A 14,080-nucleotide genomic window follows, 5' to 3' on the forward strand; every position below is an offset into this window, starting at 1 on the left:
CGCGATGGTGCCCCTCTGATACCGCACCCTGAACTGGATGAGGCCGTCGGTGTTGTCGTCGTTCAGATCGGTCCAGGTACGGGACGGGAACCCGTTGGCGCCGTTGATGTAGCTGGTGAAACCGCCGACCTGGGCGCCTGCGGCGGTGCTCGCGGCCGCCGGCCGCCACCGCGCCGGGCGGGTCGTACTGGCCGCTCCGGTGACGGGGGCCGCCGTGGGGTGACGGCCCTGGTCGTCGGGTCAGCAGGGGCTCTCGTAGAAGTCGATGTAGCCGCTGCGGACGCCCCACATGTCCACCGCTCCGTTGCAGTCCTCGTACTTCTCCCCGACCACGGTGGTGCGGGTGGAGTCGCTGTAGTAGATGGTGGCGCACGCGTGGTTGATCTTGCAGGCGCGGGCTTCGGCGGGACTCGCGGTGACGACGGTGACGGCGGCCACGGCGAGCACGGTGGCGGGCAGCAGACGGCGGATCATGGTGCCTCCGGAGGGGGTGGGGGGACGCTGCTTCGATGGTCGGCTCCCACAGCCGCTCGATCAAGAGCCCCCGTCCCGGCAAGCCCTGACAGGCCCCACCGCGCCCAACCCCGCCCAACCCCGCCCAACCCCGCCCGACCAGGCCCGACCGGGCCCGCCCGACCAGGCCCGCCCGACCAGGCCCGCCCGACCAACCCGGCCGACCAACCCGGCCGACCAACCCGGCCGACCAACCCGGCCGACCAACCCCGCCCGATCAGGCCCGCCCGCCCCTGCCCGGTTTGGGTCGGGGGGTTAGTAGGGCAGAGGGCCGCAGAAGACCCCCGCCCTGCTGAAGCCGCCCGGTCCGTCCGGGCCGGGCGGCTTGTTCGGTCAGGTGATGGGTTGGAGCCAGATGTTGCGGAAGCGGGGGTTCTCGCCCGGGTCGCCGTGGTCCTGGAGGCGGATGCCGGCGGTGGCCGCGTTCTCCGGGATGCTGTCGCCGGTGCCGCCGTCCACGGCGACGTCGTCGTGCACCACCGTGCCGTTCCAGACGACCGTCACCCGCGCGTCGTCCACCTTGACGCCCGCGCCGGTGAACCGGGCCGCGCGGAACGTGATGTCGTACGTCTGCCACGTCCCGGGCGCGGTCGCCATGTTGCGGTCGGGCGCCCGCTTGGAGTAGATCGAGCCGGCTCCGTCGGCGGCCGGCGTGGTGTCGCCGTACGACTCCAGCACCTGCACCTCGTACCGCTCCTGGAGGTAGACGCCGCTGTTGCCGCGTTGCTGCCCGGTCACCTCGGGCGGATAATCCGGCTCGTACCATTCGACGTGCAGCGTGAAGTCGCCGAACGCGCGCCGGGTGCGGATGTCGCCCCCGTACGATTCCATCGACCCGCCGGCGACCGGCCACGTCGCAGCGCCACCTGACCGGCGCTCCCACGCCGCCAGGCTCGACCCGTCGAACAGCGTGATCCGCTCGGCCTTCGCGACCGTGACGTGGTCAAGACCGAAACCGCCGCCGTCGCCGGCGTCGTAGCGGTAGGTGACGGTGTTCGCGCCGCGCCGGAGGGGCAGCGCGTCGGTCTGCACCTCCCAGGCGTCCCGCCCGCCGGTGGCCGCCAGCCGTACCTGACGGATCTTCCTGCCGTTGACGTGCACGCTCACCGATGTGCCCGCCTCGGCCGCATAGCGCAGCCCGACGTTGTACGTGCCCGCCGTCTCGGCCCGCACGGAGAACGACGTCCTCGCGCCGGGTGCGGTGTACCCGTCGACGTAGCCGGTGCCGGTGAAGCCCTGGCGGGCGGTGCCGACGGTGGCGCCGCCGCGCAGCGTGGCCCGCTCCGCCTCCAGCACCGGCCGGGCGGCCACGGTGATCGCGTCGAGGTTGACGTTGCCGAGGTCGCCGGAGTCGTACCGGTAGGCGATGGTGTTGGCGCCCGCCTTGAGCGCCAGCGGCTCCACCCGGGTCGCCCACAGGTCCCACGTGCCCGTGGTCGGCAGCGGCACCTGCCTGACCTTGGTCCCGTTGACGTACACGCTGAGCGACTTGGTTCCGGGCGCGGGGTCGGGGCCGTTGGAGTAGCGCAGCCCCACGTGGTAGGTGCCCGCCGCGCCCACCTGCACCGCGAAGCGCGTCGTGGCGCCCTGGGTCCAGTAGCCGTCCACGAACCCAGCTCCCGAGGAGGAGGGGTGGTCGGTGTTCAGCTTCGCGCCGCCGCTCTGGGCCGCGCTCTCCGCCTCGTACACCGTCTCGGAGGAGGCGCCGCCGGGCAGCGAGTTGAGCGTGTACCAGGCTTCGGTGCTCCACAAAGGCTCCCCTGACGCCGAGGCGAACGGGCGCGGCGAGCGCAGGTGCACCACCCGGCCCGGCTTCAGCCCCGCGACCTTCAGCGTGACCTTCTTGCCCTTCACCGTGGCCGAGGTGACGGTCAGCGGCTCCTCGTCCACCTTGGGCCCGCCGTAGGTGACGGCGGGGACGTAACGCCACTGGGTGAGCTGGTACCGGCCCTCAAGGGAGCCGGCCGGCAGCGGCTGGGTGTACTCCAGCTCGAAGCCGCCCTCGATCGCCTTCATCTTGAGGAGGTCGAACGCCTTCTCCGCGCCCGGCGTCAGTTTCTGCAGCCCGTACGTGAGCTTGCCCGGCTGCCCCCAGTTGCCGCCCGCGCCCAGACCGCCGGCGTAGACGGCGCCGTCAGGCCCGAGACTGATCCGGTTGACCCCCGCCTCAAGCCCCTGCGTGAACCGGAACACCGCGCCCTGGTAGGCCCCGTTCACCTTCTCCAGGTACGCCCGCTGGATCCCGCCGTACGTGACGTCGCCGAACAGCAGCTGCCCCGCGTACCTGCCGTGCTTCATCAGCAGCGGCGTGCTGGGGGAGTTGGCGATCTCGTTGTGCGGCAGCCACAGCACCGGCGGGCTCACCACGCCCGCGTCGAACGGCCCCTCCGGCGTCGTGTAATGGTTGAAGAAGCGGCCCTTCTCGACGTGCACCAGCTTCGAGGCGGGCAGCCAGCCGCCCTGGTTGTCCAGCACGAACAGGTCATCGCCCGGCCCCCACCCGATGCCGTTCGGGGTGCGCAGGCCGCCCGCGAGATAGTCGAGTTTCCCCGTCCTCTTGTCGATCTTGACGGTGACGCCACGGCCGGGGGCCGGCTGCGGGACGGTGGTGGCGCCGCCGTAGTCGATGGCCACCGACAGGTTGAGGTAGAAGTGGCCACCCCGGTAGAGCAGGCCGAAGGCGAACTCGTGGAAGTTCCCGCCGAACGGCCAGGTCGCCACCGTCCTGAGGTCGTCGGCGACGTCGTCCCCGTTCGTGTCGTTCAGCTCCACCAGGCGGGACTTCTCCGACACGTACAGCTTGCCGTCCGCGTACGCGAGGCCCATGGGCTCCTGCAGCCCTTCGGCGATCTTCTTGTACGTCACCCGCGCCGGCGACGTCGCGCCGGTCACGCCGCTCAGCAGGTACACCTCGCCGAGCCTGGTCTCCGAGCCGCCCCAGGTGGTGATCGCCAGCCGGTCATCGGGCAGCCACGCCATCGCGGTCACCTGCGGCTCGAACCCGGCGGGGCGCAGGTCGGTGAGCGTGTGGTCGGGGTGCACGCCCTGCAGCGGCAGCCCGTCGCCGGGCGAGTCGGCGCCGCTCTCGCACTCCTTGCGGCCGGGCGAGGTGACCCGGACGACGTCGGCGTCCGTGCTCAGCGCCTCGGCCGGCACCAGCGTGAACGCCTGCGCGCCCGGCGGCTTCCACTCCAGCCTGAGCTGCTGGCCGTACAGGTGCTCGAAGTGGTCGATGCGCAGCGGGTGGTGCCCGGCGGTGAGCGTGATCGTGCCGTCCACCGGCGTGGGCGCGTGCCGGCCGTCGTTGACGATCACGACGGTGTCGCCGATGCGCAGCCGGGAGCCGTCGTCGCTGGTCAGCCGGAACTCGTACGTGCCCGCGGCCGGGGCCGACAGGTTGCCGGTGACCTCGGTGACGAACATGTCGGTGAGCCCGAAGTCGGCGTCGGACGTCCAGTCGACGGTCGGCATCAGCTTGTCCACATTGGGCGTCTGGCCGGGCTTGAGCGTGCACAGCTTCGACAGCTCGATCTGGACGTCGTAGGTGCGCAGGGTGACGCCGGGCACCTGCGGTGGCAGGTCGGCCCGCGCACCCGCGGGGACGGCCAGGAAGGAGAGCGCGATGATCAGGACAGCGGATAAGAGGGGTAACCTCCGCATGACTCATCCCATCTCGAGAGGGCGCGCCCTGGTGCGGCGCTGGTGGGGGTGCGGCACCGCCGGGCCGGCCGTCGGCGGATGCCGGGTCTCGTGAGCTGGTAAGTACGGGGGGATAACGCCGTTCTGCGCCGTAATATAAGGCGAGATTTTCGACTTGCCCATACTCTTCCGCCGAAAATCGATAGAAGTCGGCACACGGCTCGTTCGAACGGCTAGGCGCTGGGGTCGTCGAGCTGCCCGCCCTCGCCCTGGAGGCCACCTCGACCTCGGTGAGCAGACGGTCAGCCGCCGCTGCGTGCGGTCGAGCGCCTCCTCATGCACCCGTAGCCCACGCGGAGCCGCTCGCAGACCCGCGTGACCCGCGCCTCACTGGCCTCGCTCATTATGTGGACGAAGGTCATCACCGGCAGCAGGTCGAAGTCGCGCCGGAAGGAGCCGGCCGTCTCGACCGGACCGAGGCCGAGCAGGAATCGGCGTCAGTTCGCGCCCGGGTCCGGCAGGTCGTGCTGGGTGAACATGTCGATGAGCACGCGCACCGGCAGGCCGGCCTCCGTCGGGTAGCGGAAGTGCGCATCGAGGTTGAGCTTGTACTGGTTGCGCCGGCCCACGCGCTCGATGGTGACGTATCCGGACTGGTGCAGGTCGGAGACGATGCCCTGCACGGTGCGCTCGGTGATGCCGATCCCGGTCGCGATGTCGCGTACCCGGGCCTGGGGATCGCGGGCGATCTCCAGCAGCACGCGGGCGTGATGGGTCAGGAAGGTCCACTGGCGGTTGGACGTGTTCAAGAAGCTTCCCTTCTGCCGGTGTGAGCCGCTCCTGGCGCGGTGCGACCGAGAGCCTCCACTCATGATCACACGAATGATGCTTCCGGTATTGTATTTCGGGCAATATACTTCAGAGAAGAGGAAGCGAACCAGCCCCCGTCGATGTCCCTGAGGAAGTCATGCACGTACACATCGCTTGCCTGTCTGGCGGCGGTCTGAAGTCCGCCGCATCGCCCCTGACCTTGGGATGGCACACATTGGATGACGGCGTGCTGATCAGCGCGAGTGGCGAGGTGGACATCACCAACGCCGCCCGGCTAGAGACCTATGTGCGCCGCCGGATGCTCTCGGGCAGACCGGTGGTGCTCGACCTGACCCTGCTGACGTTCATGGACAGCAACGGCCTGCGCGTCATCGAGCGCCTGCACGCCGCCTGCGCCGAGACGGGCTCCACCTTCCACCTCGCGGGCGTGCGCGGCATCCCGGCCCGGTTGCTGCAGATCACCGGCCTGTGGGACGTGCTCGACATCCACGCCGGCGCCGCCGACGCCGTATCCGCCGCGCAGGCCGGCCGGCTGACCGCGCAACCCTGGGCCTCTGGGGCGGCCAACTGATCATCGTCGCCCTTCTTCCGGCCGCTCCATGGTCGTCCGCCTAACGCGGATGCGCCGGTGACGCTTACACCGTTACGGTGAAGGCCGCGGTATCGAGGGACCCGCGCACACGGGCACCGCGGAAGAGGAGACGACGATGACGAGCACGACCAGACCGGCCACCCTGGCCACCGTCGCCGCCGCGGCAGGTGTGTCCGTGGCGACGGTGTCGAAGGTGCTCAACGACCGCGGTGACGTCGCCCCGGCCACCCGCGCCATGGTGCGGCGGCTGCTGGCCGAGCACGGCTACGTGCCGCGCCAGGCCCGCGCCCGGCGGGGCGCCACGGTGGAGCTGCAGCTCGAAGGCGCGTTGTGCGCGTACTCCGCCGAGATCGTCATGGGGGCCATGCAGGAGGCGGCCGCGTCCGGCGCGGCGCTCGTCGTGACCAGCACCGACCACATGGCCGACGGCCTGTCCTGGGCCCGCGGCCTGGTCGATGCCGGCCGGCACGCCGTCATCACCCTCGTCGCCGAGCCCAGTCCCGCCCAGCTCGACGTGCTGCTGCGCGCCGGACTGCCGGTCATCGTGATCGACCCCATGAACGTGCCCGCCAGCCCCGTCACCAGCGTCGGCCCGACCAACTTCGCCGGGGGCATGTCCGCCACCCAGCACCTGCTCTCCCTCGGCCACCGCCGCATCGCCTACCTCGGCGGGCCCGCGGGCGCCGCGTCCAACCAGGCCCGCATGCACGGCTACCGTGCCGCCATGGAGGCAGCGGGCGTGCCCGTGCCGCCCGACTACGTGCGCACGGCCGGCTTCTGCTACGCCGACGGGCTGCGCGAGGGCGCCGCGCTGCTCGACCTGCCCGAGCCGCCGACCGCCGTGTTCGCCGCCAGCGACGAGAGCGCGCTCGGCGCCATCCAGGTCGCCAGGGGCAGGGGGCTGCGCATCCCCGAAGACCTGAGCGTGGTCGGCTTCGACGACACGCAGATCGCCGCCATGCACGCCCCGGCGCTGACCACCGTACGCCAGCCGCTGCGCGAGATGGGCGCCGTCGCGCTGCGCACGGCCCTGCGGCTGGCGGCCGGCGAGCGCATCGACTCCCGCCACCTCGAACTCGCCACCGAACTGATCGTTCGCGACTCCAGCCGGGCCGCCTGACCCCTCTCGTTCAGCCGCCCTTGACCGAGCAGGCCGCCGCGCCGATCACCGTGGCGACCGCCTCCGGGTGGGAGATGAGGGTCAGGTGCGAGCCGCCGGAGAACGTGGTCACCTTCGACTTGGCCCGCTCGGCCATGGCCTGCTGCGACTGCGGGGTGATGATCTTGTCGCCGGCGCTCACGAAGTACCAGGACGGGATCTTCTTCCACGCCGCCGCCTTCGACGGGGTCTGGAAGGCGTTCGTCGAGGCGGCCCGCTGGGTGGCCCACAGCCGCGTCGCGACGTCCTTGGGCAGGTCGGAGGCGAACGAGCGGACGAACACGTCCTGCTTCAGATACAGGTCCTGGGCTCCCTGGGGCGCGCCCGGGTAGGCCGCCATGTCGTAGAGCGACTCCGGAGCGGCGCCGAGCGCGGAGCCCGCCCCGCTGAGCTGCGCGGTCGTCTCGCCGACGTCGGGCATGGCGGCGTCCACGTACACGAGGGCCTTGACGTTCGGCGCCGACGCGGCGGCGTTCGTGATGACCGAGCCGCCGTAGGAGTGGCCCACCAGCACGATGGGGCCGCGCACGGTCTTCAGGAAGTCCGCGACGGTGGCGGCGTCGCCGTCCAGGCCGCGCAGCGGGTTGGCGATCGCGCGGGCGACATGTCCGGCCTTGCGCAGCGCGTCCACCTCGCCGCTCCAGCTTGAGGTGTCGGCCCACGCGCCGTGCACGAGGACGACGGTCGGCTTGGGTCCGGCCTGGGACGGGCAAGGCGCGGGAGAGCTCGCCCGCGCCTCCGCAGGCTGGAGCACGGTCGCGGCCAGCGCCGCCAGGACCGTGGTCCGGATGGTCGTGCCGTTCATCGTCCGTCCCCCTGACCTCGTCCTCTGCAGTGTCGTACGCAGTGGGGGAGTCCTTGCCAGCTACCTCGGACGCGCCGCCGCTAACCTCGGGACCATGACACGTTCGGTGTACGTCGCGGCGGGCGAGGCGGAGAGCAACAAGGGGACCGTCGCCCTGGGCCTGGTCGAGCTGCTGTCGCGGCAGGTGGGCGCCGTGGGGGTGTTCAGGCCGGTGGTGCGGGCGGGCCGCGAGGACGGTCTGATCGCGACCGTGCGCAGCAGGTTCCAGCTCGCGATCCCGTACGAGGCGTGCGCCGGCGTCACCTACGACGAGGTGCACGCCGACGCCGACCGCGCGGCCGGCGACATCGTGGCCCGCTACCGCGCGCTCGCCGGGCAGTGCGACGCGATCGTGGTGATCGGCACCGACTACACCGACGTGGGGGCGCCGACGGAGTTCGGGTTCAACGCCCGGCTGGCCGCCGACCTCGGCACGCCGGTGATCAACGTGGTGAGCGGCAGAGGCCGTACGGCCGCGCAGGTCTCGGCCGCCGTCGAGCTGTCGTCCAGGGAGCTCGCCCACCACCACGCGCGCGAGCTGGCCGTCGTGGTCACCCGCGCCGAGCCGGGCGCGCTCGCACCGGCGGGAGCGCCTTCGCCCGCCCCGCCGACGGCGGCGGAGGGGCTCGTGCCGGACCACCCCACGCCGGTGTTCCTGCTGCCCGAGGAGCCGTCGCTGCGCGCGCCGACCGTGGCCGACCTGATGGACGCCTGCGACGGCCGGTTCTTCCTCGGCGAGCGCGACGGCCTGGGCCGCGAGGCCAGCGCGCTCATGGTGGGCGCCATGTCGCTGCCCAACATCCTGCTGCGCTGCACCGAGGGCGTCGCCGTGATCATCCCGTCCGACCGGGCCGCCGCGCTGCTGCCCGGCCTCGTCGCCGCGCACACCGCGCCCAGCTTCCCCGCGCTGTCGGCGGTGGTGCTCACCGGCGGCACCGACCTGCCCGCGCCGGTCGACCGGCTGCTGCACGACATGGCGGTCCCGCTGCCGGTGATCGCCACCGACCACGACACCTTCGACACCGCGACCCGGCTGTCGGCGGTGGAGGGCCGCTTCACCCCCGAGGCCACCGGGAAGATCGACACCGCGCTGCGGCTGTTCGCCGCGCACGTGGACGGCCGGCTGCTGCTGGAGCGGCTCGACATCGCCAAGACCGACGTCGTCACGCCGCTCATGTTCGAGTACGAGCTGCTCGACCGGGCCCGCGCCCGCCGCCGGCACATCGTGCTGCCGGAAGGGGAGGAGCCGCGCATCCTGCGCGCCGCCGACATCCTGCTGCGGCGCGGCGTGGCCGACCTGACCCTGCTCGGTGACGCCGAACGCATCCGTACGCAGGCCGCCCAGCTCGGGCTCGACCTCGACGCGGCCCGCGTGCTCAGCCCGTTCGACGCGGAGCTGCGCGAGCGCTTCGCCCGCGAGTACGCCGCCGTGCGCGCCCACCGCGGCATGACCGTCGAGCTGGCCCGCGACACCGTCACCGACGTGTCCTACTTCGGCACGCTGATGGTGCACACCGGCATGGCCGACGGCATGGTGTCGGGCGCCGCGCACACCACCGCCCACACCATCAGGCCGGCGTTCGAGATCCTCCGCCTCGGGCTGGTGTCGAGCGTGTTCTTCATGTGCCTGGCCGACCGGGTGCTGGTCTACGGCGACTGCGCGGTCAACCCCGACCCGACCGCCGAGCAGCTCGCCGACATCGCGATCTCCTCGGCGGGCACGGCGGCGATGTTCGGGGTCGATCCGCGGATCGCCATGCTGTCGTACTCGACCGGCGTCTCCGGCGCCGGCGCCGACGTGGACAAGGTGCGCGCCGCCACCGAGCTGGTCCGCGAGCGGCGCCCCGACCTGGAGGTGGAGGGCCCGATCCAGTACGACGCCGCCGTGGACCCCGCGGTGGCGCTGGCCAAGATGCCCGGCAGCACGGTCGCCGGTCGCGCCACCGTCTTCGTCGTGCCCGACCTCAACACCGGCAACAACCTCTACAAGGCGGTGCAGCGCAGCGCGGGCGCGGTCGCGGTGGGCCCGGTGCTGCAGGGGCTGCGCAAGCCGGTCAACGACCTGTCGCGCGGCGCCACGGTCGCCGACATCGTCACGACGGTCGCGGTCACGGCAGCCCAGGCCGAGGACGACCCCACTCCCCAGAACCAGGCACCACAGAAGGCAGCGGCCCGCTCATGAGTCGCCGGTCACGCCGACCTCGGCTCCTGGGCCTTCGCATCATGAGGCGGTCACCAGGGCCAGGGTCTGGTGGGCGATCTCGCCTTCCTCGTCCGTCGGGATGACCAGTACCGCGACCTCGGCTCCGTCGGGTGAGACGGCGCGTTCCTCGTGGGAGGCGGCCTCGTTGCGGGCCGGGTCCAGGGTGATGCCGAGGCGGGCGAGGCCGGTCAGGGATTCGGCGCGGGTAGCGGGGTCGTTCTCGCCGACGCCGCCGGTGAAGACGACGGCGTCCACCCGGCCGAGGAGCGCGTAGTAGGCGCCGACGTACTTGCGGATGCGGCGGGTGTAGACGGCGAGGGCCAGGCGGGCGTCGTCGTCGCCGGACCTGGCGCGTACCTCGCGCATGTCGCTGGACCCGGCGAGGGCGAGCAGGCCGCCGCGGTGGCTGAGGGCGTGCTCCACCTGCTCGGCGTCCAGCCCCTCCGCGCGGGCGAGATAACCGGCCAGGGCGGGGTCCACGTCGCCCGAGCGGGTGCCCATCACCAGGCCCTCCAGCGGGGTCAGGCCCATGGAGGTGTCGACGCTGCGCCCGCCCTCGACGGCCGTGGCGCCGGCGCCGTTGCCGAGGTGCAGCACGATGAGGTTCGGATCGTCGCGGCCGAGCAGGGCGGCGGCGCGGCGGGAGACGTACGCGCAGGAAGTGCCGTGGAAGCCGAAGCGCCGCACGCCCCACTCCCGCGGCACCGCGTACGTGTACGCCTCAGGCGGCAACGTCCGGTGGAACGCCGTGTCGAACACCGCCACCTGCGGCACCTCGGGGAACACCTTCTGGGCGAGCCGGATCCCGGTCAGGTTGACCGGGTTGTGCAGCGGCGCGAGCGGCGCCAGCTCCTCGATGGCCGCGATCACCTCGTCGTCGACCAGCACGGCATCGCCGAACCGGGTGCCGCCGTGCACCACCCGATGCCCGACCGCGACGGGATCCAGCTCAGGCCCGGCCGAGGAGAACGCGGCCAGCACCGCCGCCAGCCCTTCGCCGTGGTCGGGAAAGGGCTGCTCACGCACGTAGGGAGGCCCGTCGCCGGCGCGGTGCGTCAGCCGCCCCCGCTCCTGCCCGATGCGCTCGACCAGCCCCCGCGCCGAGCGGGCACGGGTGCGCGGGTCGATCAGCTCGTACTTGATGGACGATGAGCCGGTGTTGAGGACGAGAACGGGTTCGGACATGCCCACGAGCCTCTCACCCCTTCAGCCCCGACCGCGAGATGCCCTCGATCACCCACCGCTGCGCCACGAAGTACAGCACCAGCACAGGCACGCTGGCGATCACCGCGCCGGTCATCAGCAGGTCGTACCTGATGCTGTTGGCGCCCTGGAAGTTGCCCAGCCCGGCGGGCAGCGTCAGCGACTCGGGGCTGAGCAGCACGTAGATCGGCCACAGGAAGTCGTTCCAGTTGGTCAGGAACGACAGCAGGAACAGCGTGGCCAGGGCGGGCCGCGACAGCGGCAGCGCGATCGAGGTGAAGATCTGCCACCGGTTGCAGCCGTCCAGCTCGGCCGCCTCCTCCAGCTCGCCCGGCAGCGTGAGGAAGAACTGCCGCAGGAAGAACACCCCGAACGCGCCGGCCGCGCCCGGCACGATGACGGCGGGCAGGCTGTCCACCCAGGCCAGCTCGTTCACGATGAGGAAGTTGGGGATCAGCAGCACCACGGGCGGCACGAACAGCGTGGCCACCACCACGGAGAAGATCGGCGTGCGCAGGCGGAAGCGCAGCCGCGCCAGCGCGTACGCCGCAGGAGCCGCCGTCACCAGCACCAGCGCGGCGTGCCCGGTGGCGGCGAGCAGGCTGTTCAGGAACCAGGTCAGCACGGGGCTGTCGGTGCTGGTCAGCACCTCGCGGTAGGCGTCGAGCGTGAACGGGTCGGGGATCCACTGCGGCGTGGTGGACTGCGCGGCCTCCCGCGTCTTGAACGAGGTGACCAGCATGTAGAGCAGCGGGCTGAGGTAGAGCGCGGCGATCACCGCCAGCACCAGGTGCAGCAGCGTCCGCCTGAGCTTGCGCAGGTCCCTGTTCATCGCGCCCGCCTGTTCCTGAACGCGCCGAACACCAGCCCGCTGGCCACCATGAGGAAGGCCGCGAGGATGAAGCTCATCGCTGAGGCCGTTCCCATGTCGAACTGGCGCAGGCCGGTTTCGGCGATGAGGTAGATGGCGGTCTTCGTCTGGTCGGCGGGCGCGCCCGAGGTGATGAGGTACGCCTGCCCGAACATGTTCGCCGAGGCCAGGATCGTCGCGTTCACCACGAACACCATGACGGGCCGCAGCCCCGGCAGCGTCACCGCGAGCAGCCGCCGCCAGGGGCCGGCCCCGTCCACCATGGCGGCCTCGTGCAGCTCGCGCGGGATGTCCTGCAGCCCGGCCAGGAAGATGACCGCGTTGAGTCCCAGCGTCCACCACACGGTCACGCCGACCAGCGCGATCCACGCCGGCGGCACGTCCGTGGTCCACTGCACCTCGAGGCCCAGGTAACGGTTGACCAGGCCGATGTTGCCGTCCAGCAGGAAACGCCAGAGCAGGCCGACCACGGCGACGCCGAGCACGTACGGGGCGAAGTAGACGGCCCGGTAGACCGTGCGGCCCTTGAAGCGGCCGTTCATCAGCAGCGCCACCAGCAGCGGCAGCACGATGAGGAGCGGTACCGAGGCCCCCGTGAAGATGCCGGTGGCCCGCATCGCCGTCCAGAACCGGCCGCCGTCCACGCTCGCCGGGTCGAACAGCTCGGCGTAGTGCGCCAGGCCGACGAACGGCTTGGCCGGCAGGTTGATGTCCCACTCGTGCAGCGACGTCCACAGGCCGAACCCGATGGGCAGCACCATGAACACCGCGAACAGCACCAGGTACGGCGCCAGGAACGCGTACGGCGTCCACCACCGCATCCGCCGGGCGTGGCTCACTGGGCGTACTTCCGCTTGTTGTCGGCCAGCAGCTGGTCGGCCGTCGCCACGCCCTCCTTCAGCGCCTCGGCCGGGCCGCTCTGCTTCAGCACGGCCTTGGCCACGGCCAGCTCCAGTGCCTTGCTCTGCACGTCGCCGACGCCCGCCAGGGCGGGCAGGAAGTGGAAGGCGGTGAGGTCGCGCGCCAGCCCCACCTGCGGCAGCCCGGCGACCTCGGGGGCCTGCCTGGCGGAGTTGCGGGCGGGGATCATGCCGGCCTTGGCCCACTCGGTGGACTGGCGGCTCAGCGTGTCGATGAAGACCTTGGCGGCCTGCACCTTGTTCGGGTCGCGGCCGGCCTGGGAGGTGAGCACGAAGTTGTGCGAGGCGCTCCAGACGGCCGGGGTGCCGCCGATGTTCGGGATGGGAGCGAGGCCCCACTTCAGCGAAGGCGCGTTGGTCTTGAGGTCGTTGATCTGCCAGATGCCGTCCCAGGTGAGGCTCACCTTGTCGTTCTTGAAGGCGGCGTACTGGCTGTCGAGGGCGACCTTGGCGGGGCTGAAGCCCTTGTCGATCTGCTCCACCATCCAGCTCAGGGCCTGCACGCCCGGCTCGGAGCCCCACAGCGCCTTCGTGCCGTCCGCGTCGTAGAGCTCGCCGCCGAACTGCCACAGCAGGCTCATGAACATCAGGTGCGCCGGCCACTTGCTGGGCATCCAGAACGGGGTGCTCGTCCCGGCCTTCTTCAGCTCGGTGAGCGCGTCCTCGTACGCGGCCCGCTCGGTCGGCGCCTCCTTGAGCCCGATCCTCTCCAGGTGCGCGGTGTTGTAGTAGTCGCCCAGGCAGTGCACGTCGAGGGGGACGCTGTAGCGCTTGCCGCCGTACAGGCCCGCCTGCCACACGGCCGGGATGAAGTCGCCCTCGGTGAGCCCCAGCGCGCCCACGACGTCGTCGATCGGGATGAGCACCTTCCTGACGGCGAACGTGCCGATCCAGTCGTTGTGGATCACCGCCACGTCGGGGCCCTTGCCCGCGCTGATGGCGGTGGGCATGGCGGGATAGAGGTCCTCCCAGCGGCGGGTGACGTTGCGCACCTCGATGCGGCCGGCGAACTGCTGGTTGAACGCGTCGAGCATGGCCCGCATGTGGGGGCCGTCGCCGCCGGTGAAGCCGTTCCAGTACTCCAGGGTGACCTTGGGGCCGGTGTAGTCGCCGCCGGTGAACGTCGGCGCGGCGGTGGCCGGGGCGTCCGAGCCCGCGCCCAGCCGGGTGCCGCCGCCGCAGGCGGTGAGCGCGGTCAGTCCGGCCGCTCCGGCGAGGCCGAGGAACGTCCGGCGGGACGGTGGATGACTCATGGCGTACTCCTTTGCCGCGAATCGGACGACTCTTCGGCGGTTGTACAACGCT

At 71.7% G+C, this 14,080-nt stretch carries 11 protein-coding genes; 3 read left to right on the forward strand and 8 right to left on the reverse strand.

Annotated elements, in window-relative coordinates:
- Positions 1 to 240 precede the first annotated feature (240 nt).
- The 3 genes from AB0K28_RS44645 to AB0K28_RS44655 all read right to left on the reverse strand — a co-directional run bounded on the left by AB0K28_RS44645 (position 241) and on the right by AB0K28_RS44655 (position 4,961).
- Positions 241 to 474, reverse strand: coding sequence for a DUF6289 family protein (locus AB0K28_RS44645; RefSeq protein ID WP_364382761.1), 234 nt, complete (start codon positions 472 to 474; stop codon positions 241 to 243).
- A 372-nt stretch (positions 475 to 846) separates the two neighbouring features.
- Positions 847 to 4,173, reverse strand: a complete 3,327-nt coding sequence (locus AB0K28_RS44650) for a family 16 glycoside hydrolase (RefSeq protein ID WP_364382764.1) — start codon at positions 4,171 to 4,173, stop codon at positions 847 to 849.
- Positions 4,174 to 4,649: 476 nt separating this feature from the next.
- A complete protein-coding gene (locus AB0K28_RS44655) occupies positions 4,650 to 4,961 on the reverse strand; it encodes a helix-turn-helix domain-containing protein (protein ID WP_364382767.1) in 312 nt (103 codons plus the stop codon).
- 248 nt (positions 4,962 to 5,209) lie between these two features.
- Between AB0K28_RS44655 and AB0K28_RS44660 the strand changes: the two genes are divergently transcribed.
- Complete coding sequence (locus tag AB0K28_RS44660) at positions 5,210 to 5,554, forward strand: STAS domain-containing protein (RefSeq protein ID WP_345385268.1); 345 nt, start codon at positions 5,210 to 5,212, stop codon at positions 5,552 to 5,554.
- A gap of 136 nt (positions 5,555 to 5,690) precedes the next feature.
- Complete coding sequence (locus tag AB0K28_RS44665; RefSeq protein ID WP_364382770.1) at positions 5,691 to 6,695, forward strand: LacI family DNA-binding transcriptional regulator; 1,005 nt, start codon at positions 5,691 to 5,693, stop codon at positions 6,693 to 6,695.
- A gap of 10 nt (positions 6,696 to 6,705) precedes the next feature.
- On the opposite strand, the gene AB0K28_RS44670 is transcribed toward AB0K28_RS44665, so the two are convergent.
- On the reverse strand, positions 6,706 to 7,539 hold the full coding sequence (locus AB0K28_RS44670; RefSeq protein ID WP_364382773.1) for an alpha/beta hydrolase: 834 nt from the start codon (positions 7,537 to 7,539) through the stop codon (positions 6,706 to 6,708).
- Positions 7,540 to 7,633: 94 nt separating this feature from the next.
- Here AB0K28_RS44670 and pta point away from each other — a divergent pair, with 94 nt between their 5' ends.
- Positions 7,634 to 9,760, forward strand: a complete 2,127-nt coding sequence (gene pta, locus AB0K28_RS44675; protein WP_364382776.1) for a phosphate acetyltransferase — start codon at positions 7,634 to 7,636, stop codon at positions 9,758 to 9,760.
- A 39-nt stretch (positions 9,761 to 9,799) separates the two neighbouring features.
- Here pta and AB0K28_RS44680 read toward each other — a convergent pair whose 3' ends face one another.
- The 4 genes from AB0K28_RS44680 to AB0K28_RS44695 are packed head-to-tail and all read right to left on the reverse strand — an operon-like array spanning position 9,800 to position 14,028.
- The gene (locus tag AB0K28_RS44680; RefSeq protein ID WP_364382779.1) at positions 9,800 to 10,966 is read right to left on the reverse strand and encodes an acetate kinase; all 1,167 of its coding nucleotides are present in this window, start codon (positions 10,964 to 10,966) and stop codon (positions 9,800 to 9,802) included.
- A gap of 13 nt (positions 10,967 to 10,979) precedes the next feature.
- Entirely contained in the window at positions 10,980 to 11,816 is an 837-nt protein-coding gene (locus AB0K28_RS44685) for a carbohydrate ABC transporter permease (RefSeq protein ID WP_364382782.1), read from the reverse strand.
- Positions 11,813 to 12,676 carry a sugar ABC transporter permease gene (locus AB0K28_RS44690; protein WP_364382785.1) on the reverse strand — a complete coding sequence of 288 codons (864 nt, stop codon included), beginning with the start codon at positions 12,674 to 12,676 and terminating at the stop codon, positions 11,813 to 11,815. Before AB0K28_RS44690 ends, AB0K28_RS44685 begins: the two co-directional genes overlap by 4 nt.
- A 14-nt stretch (positions 12,677 to 12,690) precedes the next feature.
- Entirely contained in the window at positions 12,691 to 14,028 is a 1,338-nt protein-coding gene (locus AB0K28_RS44695; RefSeq protein WP_364382788.1) for an extracellular solute-binding protein, read from the reverse strand.
- Positions 14,029 to 14,080: the final 52 nt, after the last annotated feature.

Origin of the sequence: Nonomuraea sp. NPDC049504 (assembly GCF_040676845.1) — a bacterium.
Taxonomy (GTDB): domain Bacteria; phylum Actinomycetota; class Actinomycetes; order Streptosporangiales; family Streptosporangiaceae; genus Nonomuraea; species Nonomuraea salmonea.

What these genes read in the sequence shown, in the direction of transcription:
- AB0K28_RS44645 (WP_364382761.1), bottom strand. Translation starts at nt 474, where the DNA reads ATGATCCGCCGTCTGCTGCCCGCCACCGTGCTCGCCGTGGCCGCCGTC.
- AB0K28_RS44650 (WP_364382764.1), bottom strand. Translation starts at nt 4,173, where the DNA reads ATGCGGAGGTTACCCCTCTTATCCGCTGTCCTGATCATCGCGCTCTCC.
- AB0K28_RS44665 (WP_364382770.1), top strand. Translation starts at nt 5,691, where the DNA reads ATGACGAGCACGACCAGACCGGCCACCCTGGCCACCGTCGCCGCCGCG.
- AB0K28_RS44670 (WP_364382773.1), bottom strand. Translation starts at nt 7,539, where the DNA reads ATGAACGGCACGACCATCCGGACCACGGTCCTGGCGGCGCTGGCCGCG.
- pta (WP_364382776.1), top strand. Translation starts at nt 7,634, where the DNA reads ATGACACGTTCGGTGTACGTCGCGGCGGGCGAGGCGGAGAGCAACAAG.
- AB0K28_RS44680 (WP_364382779.1), bottom strand. Translation starts at nt 10,966, where the DNA reads ATGTCCGAACCCGTTCTCGTCCTCAACACCGGCTCATCGTCCATCAAG.
- AB0K28_RS44685 (WP_364382782.1), bottom strand. Translation starts at nt 11,816, where the DNA reads ATGAACAGGGACCTGCGCAAGCTCAGGCGGACGCTGCTGCACCTGGTG.
- AB0K28_RS44690 (WP_364382785.1), bottom strand. Translation starts at nt 12,676, where the DNA reads ATGCGGTGGTGGACGCCGTACGCGTTCCTGGCGCCGTACCTGGTGCTG.
- AB0K28_RS44695 (WP_364382788.1), bottom strand. Translation starts at nt 14,028, where the DNA reads ATGAGTCATCCACCGTCCCGCCGGACGTTCCTCGGCCTCGCCGGAGCG.